The organism is Vibrio sp. (assembly GCF_984391705.1).
Map to the genome: position 1 here is coordinate 1 of NZ_CFHWOM010000074.1, position 13,913 is coordinate 13,913.

Annotated in this window: 14 protein-coding genes and 1 pseudogene; 9 read left to right on the top strand and 6 right to left on the bottom strand. The window is 44.3% G+C overall.

Features of this window, described 5'->3' with window-relative positions:
• The 5 genes and pseudogenes from aceE to xerD all read right to left on the bottom strand — a co-directional run.
• A pseudogene (aceE, locus tag AC4MRV_RS19935) lies at positions 1-407 on the bottom strand (pyruvate dehydrogenase (acetyl-transferring), homodimeric type); the annotation flags it as partial.
• Between the two features lie 48 nt (positions 408-455).
• Positions 456-1,223, bottom strand: a complete 768-nt coding sequence (gene pdhR, locus AC4MRV_RS19940; protein ID WP_491189052.1) for a pyruvate dehydrogenase complex transcriptional repressor PdhR — start codon at positions 1,221-1,223, stop codon at positions 456-458.
• A 360-nt stretch (positions 1,224-1,583) separates the two neighbouring features.
• Entirely contained in the window at positions 1,584-3,320 is a 1,737-nt protein-coding gene (gene recJ / locus AC4MRV_RS19945) for a single-stranded-DNA-specific exonuclease RecJ (RefSeq protein ID WP_491189053.1), read from the bottom strand.
• A 142-nt stretch (positions 3,321-3,462) separates the two neighbouring features.
• Positions 3,463-4,209, bottom strand: a complete 747-nt coding sequence (locus AC4MRV_RS19950) for a thioredoxin fold domain-containing protein (RefSeq protein WP_491189054.1) — start codon at positions 4,207-4,209, stop codon at positions 3,463-3,465.
• A gap of 28 nt (positions 4,210-4,237) precedes the next feature.
• On the bottom strand, positions 4,238-5,134 hold the full coding sequence (gene xerD, locus AC4MRV_RS19955) for a site-specific tyrosine recombinase XerD (protein ID WP_491189064.1): 897 nt from the start codon (positions 5,132-5,134) through the stop codon (positions 4,238-4,240).
• Positions 5,135-5,297: 163 nt separating this feature from the next.
• Between xerD and fldB the strand changes: the two genes are divergently transcribed.
• On the top strand, positions 5,298-5,819 hold the full coding sequence (gene fldB / locus AC4MRV_RS19960) for a flavodoxin FldB (protein ID WP_491189055.1): 522 nt from the start codon (positions 5,298-5,300) through the stop codon (positions 5,817-5,819).
• A gap of 51 nt (positions 5,820-5,870) precedes the next feature.
• Here fldB and ampD read toward each other — a convergent pair whose 3' ends face one another.
• A complete protein-coding gene (gene ampD, locus AC4MRV_RS19965) occupies positions 5,871-6,416 on the bottom strand; it encodes a 1,6-anhydro-N-acetylmuramyl-L-alanine amidase AmpD (RefSeq protein ID WP_491189056.1) in 546 nt (181 codons plus the stop codon).
• A gap of 132 nt (positions 6,417-6,548) precedes the next feature.
• Between ampD and nadC the strand changes: the two genes are divergently transcribed.
• The 8 genes from nadC to yacG all read left to right on the top strand — a co-directional run bounded on the left by nadC (position 6,549) and on the right by yacG (position 13,633).
• The gene (gene nadC, locus AC4MRV_RS19970; RefSeq protein ID WP_491189057.1) at positions 6,549-7,436 is read left to right on the top strand and encodes a carboxylating nicotinate-nucleotide diphosphorylase; all 888 of its coding nucleotides are present in this window, start codon (positions 6,549-6,551) and stop codon (positions 7,434-7,436) included.
• Positions 7,437-7,693: 257 nt separating this feature from the next.
• On the top strand, positions 7,694-8,128 hold the full coding sequence (locus tag AC4MRV_RS19975; RefSeq protein ID WP_491189058.1) for a pilin: 435 nt from the start codon (positions 7,694-7,696) through the stop codon (positions 8,126-8,128).
• 15 nt (positions 8,129-8,143) lie between these two features.
• Positions 8,144-9,832 carry a type IV-A pilus assembly ATPase PilB gene (gene pilB / locus AC4MRV_RS19980; RefSeq protein ID WP_491189059.1) on the top strand — a complete coding sequence of 563 codons (1,689 nt, stop codon included), beginning with the start codon at positions 8,144-8,146 and terminating at the stop codon, positions 9,830-9,832.
• 13 nt (positions 9,833-9,845) lie between these two features.
• Positions 9,846-11,072, top strand: coding sequence for a type II secretion system F family protein (locus AC4MRV_RS19985; RefSeq protein ID WP_491189060.1), 1,227 nt, complete (start codon positions 9,846-9,848; stop codon positions 11,070-11,072).
• 100 nt (positions 11,073-11,172) lie between these two features.
• Complete coding sequence (locus tag AC4MRV_RS19990; RefSeq protein WP_491189065.1) at positions 11,173-12,003, top strand: prepilin peptidase; 831 nt, start codon at positions 11,173-11,175, stop codon at positions 12,001-12,003.
• Position 12,004: 1 nt separating this feature from the next.
• Positions 12,005-12,613: a dephospho-CoA kinase gene (gene coaE, locus AC4MRV_RS19995; RefSeq protein ID WP_491189061.1), complete on the top strand. Its 609-nt coding sequence runs from the start codon at positions 12,005-12,007 to the stop codon at positions 12,611-12,613.
• A gap of 34 nt (positions 12,614-12,647) precedes the next feature.
• Positions 12,648-13,388: a cell division protein ZapD gene (gene zapD / locus AC4MRV_RS20000; RefSeq protein ID WP_491189062.1), complete on the top strand. Its 741-nt coding sequence runs from the start codon at positions 12,648-12,650 to the stop codon at positions 13,386-13,388.
• 50 nt (positions 13,389-13,438) lie between these two features.
• Positions 13,439-13,633: a DNA gyrase inhibitor YacG gene (yacG, locus tag AC4MRV_RS20005; protein WP_491189063.1), complete on the top strand. Its 195-nt coding sequence runs from the start codon at positions 13,439-13,441 to the stop codon at positions 13,631-13,633.
• Positions 13,634-13,913 lie beyond the last annotated feature (280 nt).

Sequence of the window (13,913 nt, forward strand, 5' to 3'; positions counted from 1 at the left end):
ACTAGATCGCCACCGTCCGTCTCGTTTGGAGCGCGGAAGAAGTGGTTGAAACATACTTCGTAGAATGCAGCAGAAGACTGGAAAGACGCCATGTGGCCGCCTAGCTCTAGGTCTTTCTTAGATGCACGTAGAACGATCATAATTGCGTTCCAACGGATGATGGAACGAATACGGCGCTCAAGTGTTGTGTCACCTGGGTAAGCTGGTTCTTGATCTGCAGGAATCGTGTTGATGTAGTTCGTTGTGATTCCAGTTGGCATGTCAACACCGTCTAGACGTGCTTTGTCTAGAACTTGCTCTAGTAGGAACTGAGCACGTTCTACACCTTCTTCACGTACAACTGACTCAAGTGCCTGTAGCCATTCTTGAGTTTCCAGTGCATCTACGTCATGCTTCATATCAGACATGGCGATCTATCCTTCTGTTGGTTGGATCTACTTATTTAAGCAACGCTCTTACGAGTCGTTACCCTGCTGAATTCGACGCAAAGAGCGCTCTCTGCGTGACTCTTCACGAGTCAAATCCAACAATGTTTCTTCGATATAAGCTAAATGTGAGTGACACATTTCACGCGCCTTTTCTGGCTTACCTGAAACGATCGCTTCCACGATATTAGCTCTGTGTTTACTTACTTTTTCGACCACTTCATCGCGGCGATGTAAGAGTTTTAGATTCTGTAAGACATTCTGCTCTAGCAATGGTGCCAAACTGCGAACAATATGAAGTAGCACCACATTATGAGCCGCTTCTGTCAAAGCAATCAGAAACTGCATAACTGCAGCAGCTTCAGCTTCGACATTCTTCTCAGTTTGTTGTTCACTGATTTTCTCAAGGCAAGCCTCGATACGAGCGAAGTCTTCTTCGGTACCACGGACCGCTGCAAAATAAGCGGATATACCTTCCATCGCATGACGCGTTTCCAGTAAGTCCAGCTGTGTCTCAGAGTGACTAGACAATAAATTTAGCAGAGGATCTGAAAAACTGGTCCAGATATTCTCACTAACAAATGTGCCACCACCCTGACGACGAGTTAGAAGACGCTTAGCTTCAAGGCGTTGAATTGCCTCACGGATTGAAGGACGAGACACATCAAACTGTTTAGCCAGCTCGCGCTCTGGTGGCAATTGTTGCCCCGGAGACAATGTTCCTTCCACTATCAGCCTTTCTAATTCTTGTTCAATCACATCAGAAAGTTTTGGCTGACGAATCCTTTGATAAGCCATAGTTATTTTTCTTCTACTCTTTGCAGTCAATTGGTAATACCAATTTTATGTTGGCGAGGAAATTAACATAATTAAAACGCAAGTTCCAGACAAAAGTTGACCTAAATCATAGAACAGCTCACGCTTCAACATCTTGATAACAATAGTGGATTAAAACATCAATCAAATTGGTCTGACCAATTACAATTTATAAACAGATGGGAATAAAGCGTGCTAGGTATCACAGTTTGATTGGTAAGTTTTAAATAAATATGAAAGGTTGTAGGGAAATAAAAAGAAAAATACGAAATATGGAGTAGTAAAAAGGGTTGGCATGGTGAGCCAACCCCGTGTCACATTCAACGGTGATTTATCAGCGCACTAGCGCGCCTCAATATAATCAATCATCAACTGCAGAGACTGGTTGCCGCGAAATTCATTAATATCAAGCTTGAAGGCCAAATGAACAGTTTTCACCGAAGCATCTGGCCAACGGCGAAGATCAACGTTAAACGCAATACCATCGATCATGATGTTAGTCGGATGACCTTTGTGAAGCGGTTCAAGCATTAATTTAAGGTGCTTCTCTCCCACTAGCTTCTGATGCAAAACTTTAAATTCCCCATCGAACAAAGGTTCTGGAAACGCCTGCCCCCAAGGACCACCAGCACGAAGCATTTCCGCTGTGTGCATAGAAAACTCTTCCGGTTTTAATTCACCATCAGAGAGAATCACACCTTTGAGTGCCGCTTCATCTAAATCCTGTTTCACCGCCTCATCAAACAACTTAGAAAAACGCTCAAAATTGCTTTCCATGATAGTTAAGCCTGCGGCCATCGCATGACCACCAAACTTAACGATGAGACCAGGATTTTGAGTATCAATTCGATCCAGTACGTCACGCATGTGCAAACCAGGAATCGAACGGCAGGAACCTTTGATGCTGCCTTCTCCACCATCAGCAAACGCAATCACTGGACGGTGAAATTTCTCTTTGATTCGAGATGCCAAAATCCCAATGACGCCTTGGTGCCAATCTCGTTGAAACAAGACCAAACCATGGGGCATATCGCTATCACCAAATTGCAGGCGCTCACAAAAAGCCATTGCCTCTTGCTTCATGCCCTCTTCGATTTCTTTACGAGTTTGGTTTAACCCATCCAACTCACTCGCCATCCGACGTGCCGCATGAATATTGTTTGCCATCAGTAGCTCAACACCAAACGACATGTCATCTAAGCGGCCAGCCGCATTGATGCGAGGCCCTAACGCAAAACCAAAGTCAGATGCAACCAATCGGCGAGCATCTCGCTTCGCAACTTCTATCAAGGCTTGTATCCCTGGGCGAGCTTTACCCGCACGAATACGTTGCAACCCTTGATGAACCAAGATGCGGTTATTCTCATCCAGAGGCACCACATCAGCCACGGTTCCCAAAGCCACTAAGTCGATAAGCTCCATCAGCTTAGGTTCAGCCATACCTTGTTGAGTAAACCAACCGTTTTTGCGCATATGGACACAAAGCGCCATCATCAGATAGAAAGCCACTCCGACACCCGCCAATGCTTTTGATGGGAAGGCACATTCTTGCAAGTTAGGGTTCACCATCGCATCAACATTAGGCAGTTCATGGCCTGGTAGATGGTGGTCCGTTACCAATACTTTTAAACCCTGCTCTTTGGCATAACGAACGCCATCAATGGAAGAAACACCGTTATCTACCGTCATAATGACTTCAGCACCAATCTCAATCGCTTGGTCAACCACCTCTGGACTAAGGCCGTAGCCATCTTCAAATCGGTTAGGTACTAGATAATCAACATTGTTGGATCCCAACATACGCAGAGCAAGCACAGAAAGTGCCGAGCTAGTTGCACCATCTGCATCAAAATCCCCAACCACGATAATGCGCTTTTGTTGATGAATTGCTTCAAACAACAGCTCTACCGCTGCTTCGATTCCATACAATTTCTGATAAGAGTGTAAAGCGCGAGCGGCTGTTTCAAGCTGTCCTGGCGTCGTAATACCACGACTAATGTAAATACGCTTAAGGAGAGGGGCAATGGTATCTGGAAGCAGTGATGAATCCACTTCTGGTCGACGTTGTATTTCTATCATAAATTTATGCTGTGCCTTTTCGTTGAGCACGGAAAGCTTAACCTGATTAAAAACAAATTGGGAGCAAGACGACTTCTTCGGATGCCCCCAATATCGCTCAAGTAACCACTACCTGATTTCAGCTTTTGATCATCAAGGATGATTATTGTGTCTGCTGAAGACGCTGAAGTAGCTTAGCTGGCGGTAAGTAACCTCCTACCATTTCACCATTTGGCAGGAAAATCGCCGGTGTACCACTAATACCTAGCTCTCGACCCAATGCAAAGTGCTGCTTGATGATCGATTGATACTTAGAAAAGTCTTTACCTTGTTCTGGGAATTGACGATTTACTTTTCCGTCATGCATCGCAGACTGAGGATTTTCAGCTCCCCAAATGGCCGCCATCTGATCCGCAACAGAGCCAGAACCACCTTGACGAGGGTAAGCCATGTAACGAACAGTAATGCCGAGTTCATTGTAGCCATTCATTTGGTTGTGTAAGCGAACACAGTAACCACAAGTAATATCAGTGAACACCGTCACTACGTATTTCTCATTGTCCGCTTTGAATTCAATCATACTGTCTTTGAATGATTCAATTTTCGCTGCATTGATGGGCGCCTGACGCTTGGCCAGTACATCTTCATATTGACCGTTCGCATCTAGCTTATACAAGGTTCCTGCAAGGAAGTAATCCCCTGTTGGTGATGCAAACAAAACGCCACCACTCGTTTGGACTTCAATCAAGCCGTCAATATCTGCAGGAACCACTTCCTGTACTTCCAGCCCAAGCTTGGCAAAACGCTCTTCTAGTTGAGCCTTATCGAATTTCACTTCATTAGCAGATACACTCTGAGCCGCTAAAAGCAGAGGCAGAGTCAATAGGGTCATTCGGCGTAATACGCTCATTTGTTTCACCTTAAGTTTGCGCGAGAACCTAAGCCCTTGGATGGTGCTCGCTATGTAATTGTTTTAGTCGTTCAGTCGCGACATGAGTATAAATTTGTGTTGTCGACAAGTCACTATGTCCTAGTAGCATCTGAACAACACGCAAGTCAGCGCCATAATTGAGTAAATGAGTCGCGAAAGCATGTCTTAAGACGTGAGGAGAAAGCTTCTCACTGTCTATCCCAGCAATCACAGCGTAATGCTTAATACGGTGCCAAAACGTCTGACGAGTCATTTGCCTTGCACGTTTACTAGGAAAAACCACATCTGAGGTATTCTCCCCAAGTAACTCAGACCGTCCTTGTTCAATAAAAGTTTCAATCCAATCAACGGCATTTTCACCCATTGGCACCAATCGCTCTTTACCACCTTTACCAGTCACTCGAACCACGCCTTGGCGTAAACTGATGTTTTCCATGGTCAGACTCACTAGCTCTGTCACACGCAACCCTGTTGCATACAACAGCTCTAGCATGGCCTTGTCACGCAGTTCCATAGGATCATTTGGATCTGGCGCATCAAGCAAGGCATCTACTTGTTCTTCACTCAGATCTTTAGGAAGCCTTTTCGGTAATTTGGGGCTCACCAATAACGCACTTGGATCGTCACCACGAACTTTTTCGCGATGAAGATATTGAAACAACCGACGTATCGCAGACAGCATTCTAGCACGAGAAGTTTGTTTATAACCTTCATCTACTAGCCAAGTTTGGTATTCTTGCAAGCCAGACAAACTAATGAAATCTAAACGATAGTTATGCCTTTGCATCCATTGTAGGAGTTTGCTCAAATCATTGCGGTAAGAAGCTAAGGTATTTTCCGATAACCCTCGCTCCATCCACATCGCATCTAAAAACTGTTCAACTATCCCTTGATCGGGAGACATTACATCAGACACGGTATTCCTCAATTCTTCACAATGGCTTCAATGTAAGTGCCACCAGCCAATAAAGCCATAAAATTTGCACATTCAAACCGATATTCGCTGCAAACCTCGCCAATTTGTGGTTAGAATTCGCTATCAACTCCCGAGTAAAGAAAAGAAAGTTATGAAAATCGGTCTATTTTACGGCTCAACCACCTGTTATACCGAGATGGCAGCAGAGAAAATTCGCGCGATCATCGGAGAAGAACTGGTCGATATCCACAATGTAAAAGAGTCACCTCTCAGTTTAATGGCCGACTATGATCTTCTTCTGCTCGGCATTTCGACCTGGGATTTCGGAGAGATCCAAGAAGACTGGAATGAACTTTGGGATCAAGTCAGTGGCCTTTCTCTAAATGGAAAGACCGTTGCGCTATTTGGTTTGGGTGACCAAGAAGGGTACGGAGAGTGGTACCTAGATGCCATGGGTATGCTTCACGACGAGCTAAAATCAACCGGTGCTAACATCATTGGTTATTGGCCTAACGATGACAGCTACGAATTTGAAGCCTCTAAAGCACTAACTGAAGATAATAGTCAGTTTGTTGGGCTGGCGCTCGATGAAGATTCTCAATATGAGCTTAGCGATGAGCGCATCGCGACTTGGGTCGAGCAAGTTCTCGTTGAGTATCAAGAAACTCTATAAAGCTCTCACAGGGTTGGCTAACATGCCAACCCTTTTGCAAAGAAGACGCGACTAACCGGCGAGTGAGCAGCGATATTTAACCCAATCAAAAACTAAGCCCGGATCCGTTTTGCGCAGCGGTGCGATAAATTGATGGCCGGTAATACGTGGTAAAGTGATTTTGGGGTAGGTAAGTTGGATATATTTCGTTAACTCTGTAAGTGATTGATATTGCAAGTCAGTATAGGCTACGAAATCACTCCCCTCTAACTCAATACCAATAGAATAGTCATTGCACTTTTCTCTTCCAGCAAAGCTTGAAACTCCAGCATGCCATGCTCGCTCAGTAAAAGGCACAAACTGCACAACTTCACCATCACGCCTAATTAAACAATGCGCTGACACCCCCATTTTGTGAATCACTGTGAAGAAAGGATGCTCAGTGGGATCTAATTTTCCAGTAAAAAACTGCTCGATATATGGCCCACCAAATTCCCCCGGCGGCAAACTGATGTTATGCACCACCAATAGAGAAATATCTTCCGTATCGCTCCTTTGATCATAAAAAGGGGAAGGAACATGTCTTGCCTTACTATACCAACCTTGGCTATCTATCATTTTTTGCTCTTTGCTCTGTCTATGCCGTTTGATTTTATCTCTTTGGCAATGAAATGCGAGATTAAGGGCTGAATTTCATCCACAGTCAGCGTATCATGCCCACCTCTTGTCCAACTGCGTATTAGATTTGCGATGAAAAACACACACAATAGCCAAGAACGCCTTGAGTATTTGAAGCAACAACTTCCTCTAGAGATCTCGCGTGCTGTCGCTGAGACCATTAAAGAAGATTTAGGCGGAACGTTAGATCCTGCTGCCGATATCACCGCAAGTCTAATTCCAGCAGACGCTCGCAACGAAGCAACGATCATCACTCGGGAACACGGCGTATTTTGCGGCCAAGCTTGGGCTGACGAAGTGTTTAAACAACTTGGCGGCGAAGTCACTATTACTTGGCATATTCAAGATGGCGATAAAGTCGAACCCAACCAAGTATTGTGTTCACTCGAGGGGCCATCACGTGCGCTACTTACAGGTGAACGTAATGCGATGAACTTTATCCAAACTCTATCTGGTTGTGCAACGCTTACCGCTCAGTACGCAGCGGAATTAGAAGGCACAAACTGTCGACTGCTCGATACACGAAAAACCATCCCAGGCTTACGTAGTGCTTTAAAATATGCGGTCGCTTGCGGTGGCGGATTCAACCACCGAATCGGGGTATTCGATGCTTACTTAATCAAAGAGAATCATATCATCGCCAATGGCGGCATCTCTCAAACGATTAAAACAGCAAAAGAGCTGAATCCAGGCAAGCCTGTAGAAGTAGAGACGGAAAGCCTAGCAGAGCTGCAAGAAGCCATCGATGCTGGCGCGGACATCATCATGCTAGACAACTTTACGACCGACATGATGCGTGAAGCAGTAAAGATCAATGCTGGCCGTGCAGCACTCGAAAACTCAGGTAACGTAACTCTTGAGACGCTACGCGAGTACGCAGAAACAGGCGTAGATTACATTTCTGTGGGAGCATTAACCAAACACTTGAAAGCAATGGATCTATCAATGCGTTTTAAGTAAATAAAAACGATTAACATTGGAATAAAAATCATACTTTTCAAGTATTAAGCAGAGACCTACCGAGTCTCTGTTTTTGTATCAAGGTTAAGAAAAATTATGTTAAACCTTGCGCTTACTCGAAGACTTTTGCTAATCAAGTGTAACCAAACATTAACTTTCCCTAATCCACTCGGAATCCACTCTTAAGTCAATACCTCCATTTTAACCAGCCTTTTATGCTCTCCAACACATAACCTATTTCACTTTTGGAGAGAGTCATGGAGAAAACAAATTACCGTAAACCGAAAGGATTTACACTTATCGAATTAATGATTGTGGTGGCGATAATTGGGGTTTTAGCTGCAATAGCTATTCCAGCATACAAAGATTACGTTAAAAAGTCAGAATCCGCTTCAGGGCTAGCGTCAGTAAAAGCTTTAATTACTACTGCCGAACTTTATTATCAGGAAAATGGCACGGCGTCAGCAGCTTCACTCGCTGAACTTGGTACAGCAAGCGGGGCAAATAGTTTAGGAGAACTAATATCTTCCATATCCGGATCAGGTTCAGCAGGAGTCCCGACCCTCAAGTTTGCATTCGGTTCCAAGAGCTCAATGAGTAATACGGATACAATCACTTTCTCACGTGATTCAGCAACAGGATGGAAGTGCAAGACAGCAGGTAATGTACCAACTATCGACGGCTGTTCTTAGTTTATCAAAGCTCACATGATAACCAACCTCCCCTCTATTTTGCGCCAAGCTAAACTTATAGATTTGGCGCAAGAGCAGGAAGTTATCGAACATATCAATGCTTCGGGTCATTCGGCACCTGAAGCATTGATTGTGCTAGATATCATTGATCATCAAAAGCTCACCGAGCAGCTTTCTCACCTCTTCGGTTTACCTGAAATTCAAATTGAGCAATACGACTACACAAGAATATGTCAGCAACTAGGCCTTAGAGAACTCATTACTCGCTATCACGCTCTCCCCATTCAACGATGCAGTCAACAACTCACTATTGCCATTGCAGATCCTACTAATCTTGAGATTGAAGACGAGTTTCGCTTTGCGACAGGATTACAAGTCGAACTTGTACTCGCGGATTTCAAAAATATCATAAGTGCGATTAGGCGCCTTTATGGTCGCTCAATTGGAACTACACAATCTTCTAGTAAAGAACTAAACGAACAAGATTTGGAACAACTAGTAGATGTGTCGGATGATGAAATTGGAATCATTGAAGATTTAAGCCTCGATACAGCTCCCGTCAGCCGCTACATCAACCAAATACTCCTTGATGCCGTGCGTAAGGGGGCGTCAGATATTCATTTTGAACCATACGAGGAATCTTATCGTGTCAGACTACGCTGTGATGGCATATTAGTTGAAACCCAGCAACCTGCTCACCACTTAAGCCGCCGTCTCGCTGCGCGCCTGAAAATACTTTCCAAACTGGATATTGCCGAGCGTAGACTTCCTCAAGATGGTCGCATCAAGCTGAAGCTCGGTGAAAACACCGCGATTGATATGCGAGTCTCGACACTTCCCACTTTATGGGGAGAAAAAATTGTTCTTCGCCTATTAGATAGCAGTGAAGCTAACCTAAATATTGAGTCCCTGGGATACAACGAAAAACAGAAAAAGCAGTATCTTGATGCACTTAGAAAACCTCAAGGTTTAATTCTAATGACCGGCCCCACTGGTAGTGGAAAAACCGTTTCTCTCTACTCGGGTTTAAAGCTGCTAAACACTTCAGAGGTGAATATCGCTACGGCTGAAGACCCTGTGGAAATTAACTTATCTGGTATCAATCAAGTCCAAGTTCAGCCACAAATTGGCTTTGGTTTCGCGGAAGCCCTGCGCGCATTTCTGCGCCAAGATCCAGATATTGTGATGGTTGGGGAGGTTCGTGATTTGGAGACTGCAGAGATAGCAGTTAAAGCAGCGCAAACCGGGCACTTGGTTCTGTCGACCCTCCATACAAACTCCGCAGCAGAAAGTATTGCTCGACTAAATAATATGGGGATCGAAAGGTTTAACATTGCTTCTTCACTCAGCTTAATCATTGCTCAACGATTAGCTAGGAGATTATGCAATCACTGTAAATCCCCTTATCAAGTGGATCACTCACTCGCAACTGAGATCCCTCTCAATGAAGGGGATATTATCTATAAAGCCAACGCTCAAGGTTGCTCTGAATGCAATAACGGTTATTCAGGTCGAGTCGGAATCTATGAAGTGATGTCTTTTAATCCCGAACTCTCTCAGTCATTAGTACAGGGAGCCACCATCCAGCAAATCGAGCAGCTCGCTCAAAAGCAAGGTATGAGCACTTTAAAAGAGTCTGGAATAGAAAAGCTTCGTTTAGGTGTCACCAGTATCTCTGAGCTACGGCGTGTCCTCTACTTATAGTGAGAAACTCAACGTGAAAACTCGATTCAAGAATCAACTTAAAAACTATCATTGGAGAGGGGTCAATAGCATCGGCAAACCTGTTTCTGGACAGTTTTTAGCACTCAATGAAACAGAGGTGCGTGAGAAGTTAAAAGAGCAACATATTCAAGTCAAAAAACTCAAAAAGCGTAACCTCTCCTTGTATAAACGGGTAACGCAACGAGTAAAGCGAAAAGATATCACTATACTCACTCGCCAACTTGCTACTATGTTGATGACTGGCGTCCCATTGATTCAAGCCCTTAAACTGGTCTCTGATAACCATCGTAAAGCAGAGATGAAGTCGATATTAACTCAGATCGTTAAAGGCGTGGAATCAGGGGCACCGTTATCAAAAACACTGCGAACGGCCAGTCAATACTTTGATACTCTCTATATTGACCTCGTTGCAACTGGAGAACAATCGGGTAACCTTGCTGAAGTCTTCGAGCGAATTGCAACCTATCGAGAAAAATCAGAACAGTTACGCGCTAAGGTCATCAAAGCGCTGATTTATCCTGCGATGGTTGTGATTACCGCCCTGTCAGTCACTTACCTGATGTTAACGGTTGTTATCCCAGAATTTGAATCGATGTTCGCGGGATTTGGAGAAGAACTGCCTTGGTTCACAGCGCAAGTTCTCGTTATTTCTCACTGGGCTCAGTCCTATTCTGGGGTCGTATTTCTTAGCCTAGCCATATCTGCACTGCTCTTAAAACTAGGGCGAAAAAAATCCTTTCGTATTCAAATTGCGACCAGCCGTGCAAGCCTCAAACTGCCCATCATCGGCACCATCATAGCCAAAGCATCCATAGCAAAATTTAGCCGAACACTCGCAACAAGCTTTAGTGCGGGTATTCCGATTCTTTCTTGCTTAAAAACATCAGCTAAAACCGCCAATAATATCCACTACCAAAACGCTATCGAGCAGATATACGTTGACACAGCAGCGGGCATGCCTATGTACATCGCAATGCGCAATGCTGATGCGTTCCCTGAGATGGTGCTACAAATGGTGATGATTGGGGAGGAGTCAGGTAGCCTAGATGATATGCTCAATAAGGTCGCTACCATTTATGAATTTGAGATCGACAACACCGTAGATAACCTTGGTAAGATCTTAGAACCAATGATCATCATTTTCCTTGGTGTAGTCGTTGGAGGCTTGGTTGTCGCAATGTACTTACCAATCTTTAACTTAATGAGCGTATTAGGATAAGATTACCGCCAAGTTTCCTGTGCGAGTGCACTCCTATATTTTCTAAGGCGAGATAAGTTTGAGCGATCTTTTTCAATACTACCCTTGGCTATTTCCAACCATGGCAAGCATTTTCGGGCTCATCATCGGTAGTTTTCTTAACGTGGTCATTCATCGTCTCCCAAAAATGATGGAACGAGAGTGGCGTCAAGAATGCGCGGAAAGTTTTCCTGAATACAAGATTGAGCCGCCCAAAGGAAGTTATAACCTCAGCGTCCCTCGTTCGACTTGCCCTCATTGTCAAACCCCCATCCGAATGGTAGACAATATCCCTGTACTAAGCTGGCTGATACTACAAGGGAAATGCAGAGATTGCGGGACCCCTATTGGCGGCCGTTACCCTTTCATAGAGTTACTCAGTGGAGGGTTAAGCTTCGTTATCTCATATCAATTTGGCTGTAACTATTTTGCTATCGCCTTATTATTTTTTACTTTCGTGTTGATTGCAGCGACCTTTATCGACCTCGATACAATGCTGCTCCCTGATTCACTTACTTTGCCGTTAACCTGGGCCGGAATTGCACTCGCTCTATTTCAAATAAGCCCAGTTTCATTGCAGGACTCTGTGATTGGCGCAATGGCCGGTTACCTCTCTCTATGGTCAGTCTATTGGCTGTTTAAATTAGTGACAGGCAAAGATGGAATGGGTTACGGCGACTTTAAGCTCCTAGCGGCACTCGGTGCTTGGCTTGGCTGGCAGCAGCTGCCTATGATTATCTTGTTTTCATCTCTAGTAGGTTTAGTGTTTGGCCTTATTCAGTTGCGACTAAAACAGCAAGGGATAGACAAAGCATTTCCTTTTGGCCCTTACCTCGCCATCGCAGGTTGGATCAGCATGATGTGGGGACCGCAAATTTGGGACTACTACCTCACTCACTTTCTAGGATTCTAATATGACCTTTGTAGTTGGATTGACTGGTGGTATTGCCAGTGGAAAAACAACGGTTGCCAATCTTTTTCAGCAAGAGTTTGGCATTGATATTGTCGACGCTGATGCTGTCGCAAGAGAGGTTGTCGAGCCGGGAAGTAAAGGACTCAATACTATCCGCGACAAATTTGGCGATAGTATCTTATCAAGCGATGGTAGCCTAAACCGACCCAAGCTTAGAGAGATCATTTTTTCAGAGCCTACTCATAAGGAATGGATCAACCAACTTTTACATCCAATGATTCGAGAAAAGATGCTAGACGATTTGGCTAATGCTTCCTCTGAATACGCACTTTTGGTTATTCCTCTTATGGCTGAAAATGGCCTACAGAGCTTAGCGGACAAAGTGATTGTCGTGGACGTTAATGAAAAGACTCAGCTCGAAAGAACGATAGCTCGAGACAAAGTCGATTTAGCGCAGGCCGAAGCAATACTCGCATCTCAGGCTACAAGAGAGCAACGATTAGCCATCGCAGACTTTGTGATTAAAAATGATACAGAAAACCAAAAACTTTTGCCTCAAATCACAGAATTACATCAAAAGATCCTAGAAATCTGTAGGGCAAATCTGTGAGAATAAAGGTAGAACTATCCACGACTGCATTTGAATGACCACTCACTACTTCGAACATCCACTGAACGAAAAAACCCGCATCTACTTAAGAGTCGAGGCTCTCCTCAACCAGTTGCGAGTAGCTGCCGATTTCAATGATGATATGCAGCACCTTGTTTTTTTCCGTTCACTGTTTGATCTACTAGAAATTTTCGAACAGATACAACTAAAAAGTGAGCTTGCTAAAGATGTAGAAAAGCAACGCTTAACTTACCGTAATTGGCTGAATGTGGATGGCGTAGACCAAGAAATGCTTATGGGCATTTTGCGAGAAGTCGATGATGCACATAGCCACTTAATGTCAGCTGAACGATTTGGCCAAAGCCTGAAAGAAGATCGCTTCTTGAGTGCTATTCGCCAGCGTTTTAATCTACCAGGCGGCTCATGCTGCTTCGATTTGCCAGCCCTTCATCATTGGCTACACCTGCTTATTGAAAGAAAACAAGCAGATGCAAATCAGTGGCTTAATAGCCTATTACCGTTAGCAGAAGCACTCAAACTCTGGCTAAGACTCACTCGTGAAACTGGGCATTTTCGAACACAGAGTGCTCATGCCGGCTTCTACCAAAGTGATGCTGACGAAGCAAACATCCTGCGCTTAGAAATTCCTATGGAGTTTGGTGTTTACCCTATGATTTCGGGACACAAGAACCGTTTTGCCATTAAGTTTATTGAGTTTGCCTCTGGCCAAGCTTCTACAGCTAATGTTGAGTTTAAGCTGGCTGTTTGTAACTAACGACAGCCACTATACTGGTACCAAACCCACTCCTCCAATTGTGAGTAAATATGACTAAGATTACAGTAGTTCCGTGCCCTCAATGCGGCACAGATGTGAAATGGGGTGAACAAAGCCCTTACCGCCCTTTCTGCAGCAAACAGTGTCAAATGATTGATTTTGGAGAATGGGCAGACGAAGAGAACTCCATTCCTGGCGCACCGGACATGTCTGATTCAGATGGATGGTCAGAAGACCAGTATTAAGTCGCCAAAGGCTAAGAAACGAAACCTTAAAGAGCTGATGTGAAAACATCGGCTTTTTTTGCGCCTAACTTTCTATACTTTAGAGCGATATGCGCAGGAGTATTTTACGAGAGCAAGAAGGAAGAACGGCGTTTACACCAGTAGATGAGCACCGACGCTATCGTAGAATACCACCAGCACAGTGCCAAAAATAAAAAAGCGGAGCCACAAAGGCTCCGCTAATACTATGAGAACGCTAGTTATAGCATTACTTCTTAGCAAGTTTCTCTTTAATACGAGC